Raw genomic sequence first — 11,939 nt, 5'->3', positions numbered from 1 at the left:
TCTCTCGCTATAAAAAAATCCCCTATAGAATAGACTTTTTTTCAAATGTCTATTCTATAGGGGATTGCTGACAATTTATTCTTACATAATGAAGAAATAGAATACCGCAGCTAAAATGAAACGGTAATAAGCGAACGGTGTTAGTTTTACACGACCTAATAATTTTAAGAATGAAACAATTGCAAGCATCGCAACAACGAATGCTGTAATAAATCCAGTTGCAAATAACGGTATATCAGCTGCGCTTAATATATCCCAGCTCTTGATTAAATCTAAGCCACTTGCAGCTACCATCATTGGCACCGCTAAAATAAACGTATATTCAGCTGCCGCTGTATGCGAAACGCGAGCTAATAAACCACCACTTATTGTAGACCCCGAACGAGAAAATCCTGGCCAAAGTGCTAAACATTGGAACATTCCGATTGTAAATGCTTGCTTATATGTGATTTCATCTAAAGTTCTTGCTGTACTTGGTTTTGAAAACTTCTCAGCAACAATCATTAAAATACCACCAGCTACTAAGCTAATAACAACCGGTCCTGGACCGAATAAAACTTCTTTAATTGCGCTATGGAACAGTACGCCGAGTATGCCCGCAGGAATCATCCCGATAATAATATGTAATAAATTTAAAGATGGTCCATCAGTTACTTTCCCTATTCCAACTAATGACCATAAACGTTTCCAAAATATAACAACAACTGCTAAAATCGATCCCAACTGAATAACAACTTCGAAAACTTTCGCTCTATCGTCTTCAAATCCAATTAAGTGTCCTGTTAAAATCATATGTCCTGTTGATGATACTGGTAAAAACTCTGTTAAACCTTCAACAGCACCCATGATTAATCCAATTAACCAATCAGCCACAAGTAGTGCCTCCTTAATAACGAATATGTAATTTTTTCACACCTTATCATAATACCTTATCCCTTTTCAAAGTGCATCCTTTTTTTATTGATTTCATTTGTTGTATACGCTTATTTCTTTTCTATTTTTTGATTAAATTGTATGATAATAAGAGTTTGTTTTTTACGTTGAAAGGGGATTTTATGAAAGAAACTACTTCATTCTCACAAAAGTTAAAGCAATTTTTATTACTCTTTTTCCCGATTTTTGTAACGCAAATGTCATTATTTGCGATGAGCTTTTTTGATACGACGATGTCAGGACATGCAAGTCCTACTGATTTAGCAGGTGTTGCTATCGGAACGAGTATATGGCTTCCAGTTAGTACGGGATTAACAGGAATTTTAATGGCTACTACTCCTATTGTTGCACAACTCATTGGATCAAAGAAAAAAGAGGATGTTCCCCACGTTGTTATACAAGCAGTTTATTTAGCAATTTGTGCTAGTTTCGTTGTTATCCTTATCGGATTCTTCGTTGTTTCACCTATTTTAAATGGCATGCAATTAGAAGAACCTGTGGAACGTATTGCAGCACAATTTTTAAGTATTATCGCGATTGGAATTATCCCTTTATTTACTTACACCGTCTTACGTGGATTTATTGATGCATTAGGAAAAACTCGAACAACGATGATTATTACATTACTATCATTACCAATTAACGTAGTATTAAATTACTTATTAATTTTTGGTCACTTTGGCTTTCCAAAACTCGGTGGTGTTGGTGCGGCAATCGCTTCTGCAGCAACATATTGGTGTATTTTAATTATTACCGTCATTATTATTCGTACGAAAGAGCCTTTCGCTTCTTTCAATATCTTTAAACAGTTATACCGCCCTTCCTTTACGAGCTGGAAGGAATTCCTGAAACTTGGCGTCCCTATCGGATTTGCTATCTTTTTTGAGACGAGTATTTTTGCTGCGGTAACACTTATGATGAGTAATTTTAGTACGACAACGATAGCAGCACATCAAGCAGCTATGAACTTTGCTTCCTTGTTATATATGACTCCTTTAAGTTTAGCAATGGCAATGACGATAGCCGTTGGATTTGAAGTTGGAGCAAAACGATACAATAATGCGAAACAATATGGATTTATTGGAATTGGATTAGCCCTTGCTTTCGCTCTTTTATATTCAATCCTTCTCTATTTCTTTGATGATGAAATTGCTTCTATTTATACGACAAATGCAAATGTCCATCATTTAGCAAAAGAATTTCTTATATTCGCGATTTTATTTCAAATTTCAGATGCGATTGCAACTCCAGTACAAGGAGCACTTCGTGGTTATAAAGACGTAAATGTTGCCTTAATTATGACATTAATAGCTTATTGGGTAATAGGTCTACCTCTTGGCTACATATTAGCAACTTATACTGACTGGGCAGCGAAAGGGTATTGGATCGGTCTTATTATCGGTCTAGCATTTGGAGCAATCTTCCTGCTTATCCGTCTCTTTCAAGTACAAAGAAAATATACAACGCAAAGCAGCCGCTAATGATATAGCGGCTGTTTTCTTCATGCATATTTTTTCTTGTAACGTGTAACATAATGAAAAAGAAAGGTGGATACATATGGACGAAAAACAAAAGAAACAATCATTCGATGAAGAATTCGCCCCTGAAATTTCACCTGGATATCGGCAAGATGTACATAAGCCACCTAAATATAAAAACACTTCTTTTTTAATGGGCATTACCATTTTCGCAGCCGTATTACTCGTACTCATCATTTTCGTTTATTTTTAAGGAAAGGTGACATATTATATGAAGAAACAAGATTCAAATCGTTCAAAAAGAACTGTGAAAACAGAAAAAGGATATGCAGGCGATTCTGTTCATACACTTAAACAAGTCGAACAAGGAAACTTATACATTGCTCAAAAAGAAATTGGTCAGCAAAATGAAAATCTTTAAAGTCCCTCTACTTCTAGAGGGACTTTTTTATCCCGCTATTTGCGGACAGTGAGACCCCCCTCCTTCAGAATGATAGTTACACCCTAACGTACAGATGGAAAATTCTGATATTATAAGATAGAATAACCTAACTCTAACTTAGAAATGAGGAACGATTATGGACTCTTATAAACAATATATAAAACAAGCTTTACCTAATCTTTCTATACATTCATATAAACAAAATGAAGAAGGTTGGGATAATATAGCGGTTATTATAAATGATGACCTACTGTTTCGTTTCCCGCGAAAACTTGAATATGCAAAGCGAATTCCGTTAGAAAAAGAACTGTGCACTATTCTTTTTCATTCATTACAAGAAATCGAGATTCCCAAGTATAATCTATTGTATAAAAATGATTGTGATACTGCCCCATTTTGTAGCTATTATCCTCTCATTCACGGTGAACCGTTAACAACTAAAGTAGTTGCAAAGCTAGAAAAAAAAGAACTTGAAACAATTATTAAACAGCTGGCTACTTTCCTTGCGGCTCTACATAGTATTCCTTTAAAACATGTTAAAGCGTTAGGATTCTCTATCGAAAAAACACTTACCTACTGGAAAGAACTACAAACAAAATTAAATCAATATCTTACTAACAGTCTTACTTCATTACAGAAATCGGCCTTAAATAGTTTATTCGAAAATTTCTTTGCCTATATAGCTAAATCTACCTTTCAAAATACAATCATTCATGCTGACTTTACACATCATCACATTTTATTTAACAACCAAAGCAAAACCATTTCAGGTGTTATCGATTTTGGAGATGCCCAGATTGGCGATCCCGCTTTTGATTTTGCTGGGCTATATTATGATTTCGGTCATGAGTTTACTACATCTGTATATGAACAATACAGTGCAGTTATTTCTCACCGCGATCCATTACTCATTCACCGCATCACTACCTTTTATCAATACAGCCCTTTACTACATAACCTTATTTATAACATTGAAACAAGCAACGAAATAACATTAAAGAAGAATGAAGAACAGCTTAAAGCAATACTACAGGGACGAGATTAAATTCTCTCCCTATACTCTCTCTCCTCATACATCATTAACTTTTTATCCATTTCAACAATAACTTTATACAATTGAAACGCCTGTAAAATTTGCAGTTGAATTCCAAAAGGAGCCTTCTGTTCTTTTAACCATTGAAATACTTTCGTTTCATCTTTCATTGATTATTCCTCCTCTTATAAAGTGAAACTTTAATCAGTGGGGGGGATCATCCCCACTGATTATTAGCCCGCACCAATCGGGCGTCTACGGACAGCCCGACTCCCACCTAACTTCTTTGCTCCAGCTAAATCTTGAGGTGGGAGTCTTACTGCCCGTAAATAGCGGATTAACAATCTGCTACTCATATACCGTAAATGATGAAAAGCTTTTCATGTCAATAATAAAAAGGATGCAAAATTGCATCCTTTAATGTACGATATTTTTCTTCTGCAACGTTTCCTCTTTTGCCTCTTCCACTTGGCACTCACCACGAAAAGCACAACTCATGCACTCAGACCGAAAATGACGCTCTGTGTAGTGCTCAGGTTGCTGTAACATTTCTTTCATTCTAAATAAATCATCCATTCCAGTTATAATATCTTCCTGTTTCGGAATGTACTCATACTTAGTTCCTTCTATTAAATTAATAACTTCAATTTTTCCTGGAAGAATACCGAAAGCTTTATAACTGAATACTGTCATTAGCTTCTGACAAAGAGCTAGCATTTCCTCATCCGCATCGACAACATACTTTTTAATTACAAACGACTCAGTACTCCACTCACCAACTTCAAATGTCAATGACATGTGGACACCTAACTCTTCCATATATGTTTGAAACTTCTCATATAAAAATAACGGCGGCGCCTGACTATCATCCCTTTCAACAAACTGTAATAAATGATCAGTTAGCTTCGCTAAAACAATATAGTACTCCGTCTTCGAAGCAAACATATTAATCCTTACTTTTTTCCAATACTTTTCTATTAATATTAAAAGTACAATTTTCGTTTGTTGGCCCGCAGGTAGCGTGTAATATTCATTAATAATTTGATTCACAATCATTTGTGCTATTTGTTGCCATTCAAATGAAGAAGGTTCTCTTCTTTTTATATGACGGAAATAAAATTTATGTGGACAACGCATAAAATCATACAAATGGTAATCTGTCATCGTTTTGATTGAGATTTTTTCATGCAATTGCTCTTCATCTCCCTTCTGCCATTAAGAAAGGTGTTTTACGAATTCAGCTCCAAACTGTAAACATTTTTCTACATCTTCATCTTCTGGCGTTAATTCTACTTTCAATCCTTCTAACACAACTTCTGCCCCGCGCTCCTGCAGCTTTTCTATTAAAATATCAACCGCTACCCCGTATTTCGGATAAGCCGAATCACAAGAACCGAATGCTGCTGCTTTTTTACCAGTTAAGTTAATAGAATCCATTGCATCATAAAAATCTAAAAAATCATCAGGAAGATCACCATCTCCCCAAGTATACGCACCTAAAATAATACCGTCATATTGCTCTAATATAGAAGCTTCTGGTGTATCCATAATATCAATTACTTCAATCTCATTTTCCGTTTCACGAATCTCACCCGCAATATGATCAGCCATTTCCTCTGTATTCCCACTCATACTCGCATAAATCATTACTAACTTACTCAACTGAATCTCTCCCTTTACTATGTATCGCTTTTTCTATTTGAATTGTTTTCTTCTCATCTACATATTCAGAACGAATTACATTTCGTTGCCATTCAATATGCTTATCAACATCTTTATTTTTTAATCCCCTTCGTAAAAGGTGAAATGTTTTTCTCCTTAAGGTTCCTCATCTATTTCATTGATAATAATTATCAATTTCAATTATACCATTAGATTAATTGAAATTGATTATCAAAGTCAATAACTATTTTTAAAAAAATAGTTAAAATGTACAAGCTTGTCCGTTAGCTATTCATATACTATAAATGAGCATAGTTCTTTCTCAGCCCTCTCTGACGGAAGAAATAGAAGCAACTGCGATAGAGCGCAGTTGCCTTTTTTTATGCTTTATCAGTTTCTAGTAGTCTTATAATTGTCTCTAAAAATAGTTCCACTCCATTAATTAAAGCCGATTCATCCACATCAAATTTCGGATGATGATGTGGATAACAAGTATCAATATTTTTATTCCCTGTTCCTAATTTAATGAAACAGCCAGGTGCTTTTCTTAAATACGCTGAAAAATCTTCTCCTCCCATAGAAGGTTCAAGATACACAATACGCTGATTTCCGAACAATTTTATCGCACTTTTTTCTACTATTTTCGTAATGTACTCATTATTAACAACTGGATCATATCCGTAACGATACGTATATGTATAATCCCCTCCATGTGCTTCTGTAATTCCTTTCACAATTTGCTCAATTTTCTCTTTTGCTTCCTCTCTTAATGTTTGATTAAAAGATCGAACAGTTCCCATTAAAGCTGCTGTATTTGGAATGATATTATCGGCCATCCCCCCATGAAATTGTGTAACTGACACTACTCTATGCATAAAAGCACTTGTATTTCTTGATACGATATGTTGTAAATTTGTAATAATTTGTGCTCCGATAGCAATAGGATCTATCGTTTCTTCTGGTCGTGCCGCATGACCGCCCTTTCCTAAAATTTCAATTGTAAATACGTCTGGTGCTGCCATCATAGGACCATATACAATTCCTATTTTCCCGCTCTCCAATCCAGACATAACGTGCAAACCTATTACATAATCGACGCCGTCCATAACACCGGCCTCCACCATTTCTTGTCCGCCACCGGGATACACTTCCTCTGCGTGTTGAAAGAACAGACGGATTTCGCCTGCAAAATCTTCCTTCATATTTGATAGCGCTTCTGCTGTACTTAACAAAATAGCTGCATGAGCATCATGCCCACATGCATGCATCATCCCTTTATTCACAGACGCATAAGATTCCCTTGTCTCCTCTTGAATTGGTAAAGCATCTATATCCGCTCGAATCGCAACTACTTTCCCTTGTTCCGTTCCTCTTTTAATTGCTAGTACACTGTACTTCGTTGGTCTCGTTACTTCAAAAGAAGAAAATGAGCATAATGTATCATATATAAATTGCGAAGTTTCTTTTTCATGAAACGATAATTCCGGATACTTATGGAAATGCCGTCTCCATTTCATAATATTTTCTTCTGAAATAAGACTCTTCCACACTCTATTCATGATAATTTCCTCCTTTTAAAAGGCTCTATACCTTGAAAATGTACTAAGTACCCAGTGATTATTAGCCCACTCCAATTCAGGAATAACAAAAACAAATATTATATTTTCACGTATTCTTATAGTCCACTTTTATGTATTCACACAATCTACTTTCTATTTACATGTCAAACCCATTACAAATTCATGCTGAATGTAATATAATTGCTAAGTTAGGGATTTTCTTTTTTAGTATTTAGTGCTAATATCAGAAAAGAGCCTTTTGACTTATTTTTACCTAAAATGTGGGATTTTGTTTTTTTCACAATAATGTAGGACATGATACCTACAAAGAGCTATTATTTCATTAAGCGAGGGAAAGACATGGAAAGATTAAAAGAGATATGGTCTCAACCACTCACACAATGGGTTGCAAAGACGGTTTATTACCTTGCAATTTTATTTGCATTGCTTTGGTTGTATGGATTCCATGATACAAACACAAGTACATTTATTTACAACGAATTTTAGGGTGGGAACGTTATGAAGTTATTAGAACTAATTGAAAAGTGGGCTGCAGAAACGCCTGATCAAACCGCTTTTGTTTGGCGAGATGCGAAAATTACGTACAAACAATTAAAGGAAGATTCTGATGCGTTAGCACATTGGATTTCTTCTGAGTATCCGAATGATCGTTCACCAATTATGGTTTATGGCCATATGCAACCTGAAATGATCATTAACTTTTTAGGGTGTGTAAAAGCTGGACATGCTTACATTCCTGTAGATTTATCTATCCCAGCTGATCGTGTACAACGTATCGCTGAAAATTCTGGTGCGAAATTACTTTTATCAGGAACAGAAGTAACTGTAACTGATTTACCAGTTCGCACTGTAAGTGAAGACAACTTAAAAGATATTTTCTTTACTCATAAAGGGAACATTCCAAATCCTGAACATGCGGTAAAAGGTGATGAGAACTTCTACATTATTTACACATCAGGAAGTACAGGTAATCCGAAAGGGGTTCAGATTACTTATAACTGTCTTGTTAGCTTTACAAAATGGGCTGTAGAAGATTTTAACTTACAAACAGGGCAAGTATTCTTAAACCAAGCACCTTTCTCATTCGATTTATCTGTAATGGATATTTACCCATCATTAGTAACAGGTGGTACACTTTGGGCAATCGATAAAGATATGATTGCACGTCCAAAAGACTTGTTTGCTTCTTTAGAGCAATCGGATATTCAAGTATGGACTTCAACACCATCTTTCGCTGAAATGTGTTTAATGGAAGCATCTTTCTCTGAGAGTATGCTACCAAACATGAAAACATTCTTATTCTGCGGTGAGGTGTTACCAAATGAAGTGGCTAGAAAATTAATTGAGCGTTTCCCGAAAGCTACAATTATGAATACGTACGGTCCAACAGAAGCTACTGTCGCTGTAACAGGTATTCATGTTACAGCGGAAGTGCTTGATCAATACAAATCACTTCCAGTCGGCTACTGTAAATCAGACTGTCGCCTTCTTATTATGAAAGAAGACGGCACACTTGCACCTGATGGTGAAAAGGGTGAAATCGTAATTGTTGGTCCAAGCGTAAGCGTTGGATATTTAGGAAGCCCTGAATTAACAGAAAAAGCATTTACCATGATTGACGGCGAGCGCGCCTATAAAACAGGCGATGCTGGCTATGTTGAAAATGGTCTTCTATTCTATAATGGTCGTCTTGATTTCCAAATTAAGCTTCATGGTTATCGAATGGAATTAGAAGAAATTGAGCATCACCTACGTGCGTGTTCTTACGTAGAAGGAGCAGTTATTGTTCCAATTAAAAAAGGTGAAAAATACGATTATTTATTAGCGGTTGTTGTTCCTGGTGAACATTCATTTGAAAAAGAATTCAAATTAACATCTGCAATCAAAAAAGAACTCAATGAGCGTTTACCAAACTACATGATTCCACGTAAATTCATGTATCAATCTTCTATTCCAATGACACCAAATGGAAAGGTAGATCGCAAAAAATTATTGAGTGAGGTTACAGCATGACCGCGTATGGATCATTTTATTTTTTCGCTATAGTGGGCATTTTATTAATACCTACTATCATAGCTGGATTAAAAGGTAAAATGTTGCGTAAATATAATGCCTTTTTAACATTATTAATGCTTGTTATTATCTTCTCTGATAAACCAAAGCAAGCAATAATGTTAGCCGCATTTATTATTTGGCAATATGCCCTTATTAAAGGCTATTTAATTTTAAGAAAACAAAATAATAGTACATTTACATTTTGTATAGCTGTTATTTTATCAATTTTGCCTCTTATTTTGGCAAAAATCGCACCATTTGTACCTGAATTGCATTTTATTGTTTTCGCAGGTATGTCTTACGTAACATTTAGAGCTGTACAAATGGTCTTTGAAGTTCGTGATAATTTAATTAAAGAACTTTCCTTCTTTAATTTCTGGGAGTTTGTTTTATTCTTCCCTGCGATTTCAAGTGGACCTATCGATCGTTACCGTAGATTCCAAAAAGATATCCAAAAGCCACCTAGTGCTGAGGAATATCAAAAGTTACTATATACAGGGCTTAACCGTATTTTCCAAGGTTTTCTGTATAAATTTATAATCGCGCACTTGATAACAACATATCTTGTAAAGGCAGTATTCGCCAATCAAGATACACTTTTATCTAATGCGATTTTTATGTACGCTACTAGCATGCAATTATTCTTTGACTTTGCAGGTTATAGTGCGTTCGTAATTGGTATCAGTTACATGATGGGAATTAAAACTCCAGAAAACTTTAATAAGCCATTCCTTAGTCGTAATATTAAAGACTTCTGGAACCGCTGGCACATGAGTTTATCATTCTGGTTCCGTGATTTTATTTACATGCGTTTCGTCTTTTTTGCAACGAAGAAAAAGTTAATTAAAAACCGATACACTATTTCGTATATCGGGGCATTTTTAAACTTCTTCATTATGGGAATTTGGCACATCCAAGGAAGCGCTGTTGCGCAGTATGTTATTTATGGTCTATATCATGCCGCACTGTTTATTTTATTCGATATTTTCGAACGAAAAAACAAGAAGCATAAGTTTTGGCCAAATAATAAGTTTACGCATGTCCTTGCGATTGTAATTACGTTCCACGTTGTATGTTTCGGTTTCCTAATCTTCTCTGGACACCTTAACAGATACTTTTAATGCACCCTTCTTATTCTATTAAGAAGTTGCACATATAATATATTCGGATATAAAGGAGATTTTAAAAATGGCAGAATTCAAAGAGCAAGTATTAGATATTTTAGAAGAAGTATGTGAAAACGATATTGTGAAAGAAAACTTAGATGTTCAATTATTTGAAGAAGGTATTCTTGATTCTTTCGCTGTAGTATCTTTATTAGTTGAATTCCAAGAGCGTTTAGATATTGAAGTTTCTATTTCTGATTTTGACCGTGATGAGTGGGCTACACCAAATATGGTTATTAAAAAGTTGGAAGAAATCCGATGAACAAAGCAAAATTTGGTCCGATGCTTTTAGCATTGGCCCTTTTTGCTGTATTCTTACTTATTCCAACGCGCTTCCTACTTCCACTTTTAAGTGATGAGAAAGTAGAACAAGCTGCGACTTCTTTAAAAGAAGAAAAGATTCAAAGTATGATTTTACAGCAAAAGATGTTAGCAGACCCGAAATATCTTCCGATGTACGGTTCATCGGAATTCGCACGTATGGATGCTTTCCATCCATCGAATTATTTCAAAGTAAAGCCTGAAGGATTCACACCATTCCTGCTTGGACGCGGCGGAACACAAGACCTTGTACATGTATTAAACTTCGCATCTACAATGGATCAATTGAAAGATAAGAAAATGATATTCGTTCTTTCTCCGCAATGGTTTGTACCACAAGGTATTGATGAGACACACTTTGCACCTAACTTTTCAAAACAACAAGGTTACCACTTCATTTTCAACGATGATTTAAAACCTGAAATGAAAAAACAAATTGCGAAGCGTTTATTAAACTTTGAGATTGTAAAAAAAGAAACTTTATTAAAAATTTCGCTTGAAGGTATCGCCTACGATGATACAAAGTATAAAGTAAAAGCACTTGCTGCTAAACCTTTCGCTTATATTTATCGTAACATTCTAGATCGTAAAGATTTATTTACAGCTATGTTTAATATTAAGCCGCATAAAGAAAAGCTTGACCCATCATTGAAACAAATGGACTGGGAAGAAGCTCGTAAACATGCTGATCAAACAGGTGCAGTAGAATCAGGCTCTAACGAATACGGTATCGAAGATGATTACTTCAATAGCAAAATTAAGAAGAAATTAAAGCAACGTGAAGGCTACTTAAAAAATGATGCTTATGACCAATCACCAGAGTATGAAGATTTACAAATTGTACTTGATTTATTAAAACAATCTGGTGCAAAACCACTCTTCATTTCTGTTCCTGTAAAAGGTCCTTGGTATGATTACGCTGGCTTCCCGAAAGAAAAACGCGAATTATACTACAATAAGGTTCATGAGCAGATTAAGAAAGCTGGCTATCCAATTGCTGACTTCTCAAATCATGAATATGATAAGTACTTCTTAAAAGATCATATGCACTTAGGTTGGAAAGGCTGGGTTTACATCGACGAAGCTATCCAACAATTTTATAAAGCAAACTAATGAAAAGACCGCTTGAATTATTCAATGGTCTTATCCCTGTCAAGTAGACAATATTAAAAAGACTAAGCAGCCATCGAGATTCGATATTCTATCGGAGCTCGGTGGTTGAGTCGTTTTTGGAACCGTTTATAGTTATAAAAATAAATATACTCTTAT

15 protein-coding genes are annotated in these 11,939 nt (G+C 35.2%); 9 read left to right on the top strand and 6 right to left on the bottom strand.

Annotated elements, in window-relative coordinates; all coding sequences use genetic code 11:
• Positions 1 to 81: 81 nt before the first annotated feature.
• Positions 82 to 873 carry a bacitracin resistance undecaprenyl-diphosphatase gene (uppP, locus tag BWGOE10_RS06815; protein WP_070141441.1) on the bottom strand — a complete coding sequence of 264 codons (792 nt, stop codon included), beginning with the start codon at positions 871 to 873 and terminating at the stop codon, positions 82 to 84.
• A 182-nt stretch (positions 874 to 1,055) separates the two neighbouring features.
• On the opposite strand from uppP, the gene BWGOE10_RS06810 reads away from it, so the two are divergent.
• From BWGOE10_RS06810 to BWGOE10_RS06800, 4 genes are all read left to right on the top strand, one after another.
• On the top strand, positions 1,056 to 2,414 hold the full coding sequence (locus BWGOE10_RS06810; RefSeq protein ID WP_070141440.1) for an MATE family efflux transporter: 1,359 nt from the start codon (positions 1,056 to 1,058) through the stop codon (positions 2,412 to 2,414).
• 76 nt (positions 2,415 to 2,490) lie between these two features.
• Entirely contained in the window at positions 2,491 to 2,664 is a 174-nt protein-coding gene (locus BWGOE10_RS06805) for a hypothetical protein (protein WP_000343684.1), read from the top strand.
• Between the two features lie 18 nt (positions 2,665 to 2,682).
• Complete coding sequence (locus BWGOE10_RS32790; protein ID WP_098786243.1) at positions 2,683 to 2,832, top strand: hypothetical protein; 150 nt, start codon at positions 2,683 to 2,685, stop codon at positions 2,830 to 2,832.
• A 157-nt stretch (positions 2,833 to 2,989) separates the two neighbouring features.
• On the top strand, positions 2,990 to 3,898 hold the full coding sequence (locus tag BWGOE10_RS06800) for an aminoglycoside phosphotransferase family protein (protein ID WP_070141439.1): 909 nt from the start codon (positions 2,990 to 2,992) through the stop codon (positions 3,896 to 3,898).
• On the opposite strand, the gene BWGOE10_RS32785 is transcribed toward BWGOE10_RS06800, so the two are convergent.
• The 4 genes from BWGOE10_RS32785 to BWGOE10_RS06785 all read right to left on the bottom strand — a co-directional run bounded on the left by BWGOE10_RS32785 (position 3,895) and on the right by BWGOE10_RS06785 (position 7,107).
• On the bottom strand, positions 3,895 to 4,056 hold the full coding sequence (locus BWGOE10_RS32785) for a hypothetical protein (protein WP_098786242.1): 162 nt from the start codon (positions 4,054 to 4,056) through the stop codon (positions 3,895 to 3,897). The genes BWGOE10_RS06800 and BWGOE10_RS32785 overlap by 4 nt on opposite strands.
• 247 nt (positions 4,057 to 4,303) lie before the next feature.
• Complete coding sequence (locus BWGOE10_RS06795; protein ID WP_070141438.1) at positions 4,304 to 5,077, bottom strand: hypothetical protein; 774 nt, start codon at positions 5,075 to 5,077, stop codon at positions 4,304 to 4,306.
• A gap of 24 nt (positions 5,078 to 5,101) precedes the next feature.
• Positions 5,102 to 5,548 (bottom strand): flavodoxin, encoded by a 447-nt coding sequence (locus BWGOE10_RS06790; RefSeq protein ID WP_070141437.1) that lies wholly within the window; start codon positions 5,546 to 5,548, stop codon positions 5,102 to 5,104.
• Between the two features lie 380 nt (positions 5,549 to 5,928).
• Positions 5,929 to 7,107 carry an amidohydrolase gene (locus BWGOE10_RS06785; protein ID WP_070141436.1) on the bottom strand — a complete coding sequence of 393 codons (1,179 nt, stop codon included), beginning with the start codon at positions 7,105 to 7,107 and terminating at the stop codon, positions 5,929 to 5,931.
• 360 nt (positions 7,108 to 7,467) lie between these two features.
• Here BWGOE10_RS06785 and BWGOE10_RS06780 point away from each other — a divergent pair, with 360 nt between their 5' ends.
• The 5 genes from BWGOE10_RS06780 to dltD all read left to right on the top strand — a co-directional run bounded on the left by BWGOE10_RS06780 (position 7,468) and on the right by dltD (position 11,783).
• The gene (locus tag BWGOE10_RS06780; RefSeq protein ID WP_002011626.1) at positions 7,468 to 7,614 is read left to right on the top strand and encodes a teichoic acid D-Ala incorporation-associated protein DltX; all 147 of its coding nucleotides are present in this window, start codon (positions 7,468 to 7,470) and stop codon (positions 7,612 to 7,614) included.
• Between the two features lie 12 nt (positions 7,615 to 7,626).
• Positions 7,627 to 9,141 carry a D-alanine--poly(phosphoribitol) ligase subunit DltA gene (gene dltA, locus BWGOE10_RS06775; RefSeq protein ID WP_070141435.1) on the top strand — a complete coding sequence of 505 codons (1,515 nt, stop codon included), beginning with the start codon at positions 7,627 to 7,629 and terminating at the stop codon, positions 9,139 to 9,141.
• Positions 9,138 to 10,304 (top strand): D-alanyl-lipoteichoic acid biosynthesis protein DltB, encoded by a 1,167-nt coding sequence (gene dltB / locus BWGOE10_RS06770; protein ID WP_070141434.1) that lies wholly within the window; start codon positions 9,138 to 9,140, stop codon positions 10,302 to 10,304. Before dltA ends, dltB begins: the two co-directional genes overlap by 4 nt.
• 67 nt (positions 10,305 to 10,371) lie before the next feature.
• Positions 10,372 to 10,611, top strand: a complete 240-nt coding sequence (gene dltC / locus BWGOE10_RS06765) for a D-alanine--poly(phosphoribitol) ligase subunit DltC (protein WP_000807310.1) — start codon at positions 10,372 to 10,374, stop codon at positions 10,609 to 10,611.
• On the top strand, positions 10,608 to 11,783 hold the full coding sequence (gene dltD / locus BWGOE10_RS06760; protein ID WP_070141433.1) for a D-alanyl-lipoteichoic acid biosynthesis protein DltD: 1,176 nt from the start codon (positions 10,608 to 10,610) through the stop codon (positions 11,781 to 11,783). Before dltC ends, dltD begins: the two co-directional genes overlap by 4 nt.
• A gap of 62 nt (positions 11,784 to 11,845) precedes the next feature.
• On the opposite strand, the gene BWGOE10_RS33925 is transcribed toward dltD, so the two are convergent.
• Positions 11,846 to 11,929 (bottom strand): hypothetical protein, encoded by an 84-nt coding sequence (locus BWGOE10_RS33925; RefSeq protein ID WP_354267861.1) that lies wholly within the window; start codon positions 11,927 to 11,929, stop codon positions 11,846 to 11,848.
• Positions 11,930 to 11,939: the final 10 nt, after the last annotated feature.

The sequence above is a fragment of the Bacillus mycoides genome, from assembly GCF_001757995.1.
Taxonomy (GTDB): domain Bacteria; phylum Bacillota; class Bacilli; order Bacillales; family Bacillaceae_G; genus Bacillus_A; species Bacillus_A mycoides_B.
The sequence above is the reverse complement of the archived record's forward strand: the minus strand, read 5'-3'. Positions and strand labels throughout refer to the sequence as shown.